The sequence below is a fragment of the Enterococcus camelliae genome (assembly GCF_042685105.1).
Classification (GTDB): Bacteria; Bacillota; Bacilli; order Lactobacillales; family Enterococcaceae; genus Enterococcus_G; species Enterococcus_G camelliae.
Map to the genome: position 1 here is coordinate 1 of NZ_JBHUMO010000068.1, position 209 is coordinate 209.

1 pseudogene is annotated in these 209 nt (G+C 39.2%); it reads right to left on the reverse strand.

The window, feature by feature from the left end:
• Nucleotides 1–209: pseudogene (locus tag ACFSR0_RS10960) on the reverse strand (IS21 family transposase); the annotation flags it as partial.

The following is a 209-nucleotide window of genomic DNA, read 5'->3' on the forward strand; positions in this document are numbered from 1 at the left end:
ATCCGGTAAAGCCAGAAGATCGACTTTTTCTGTCAGCCATAACTCATCAATGCGAACCTGTTTTTCGTAATGGATTCGTTCTCGATCCTGTGCTAACCCCTTAGACAATGCCTCATTAAAACTGACAAAATCTTTCATGATTGGTGTGCTTGAAAAAAAGTTGTACCGTACATAACCAACTTTATTTTCTACGCTCCCCTTTTCATTTC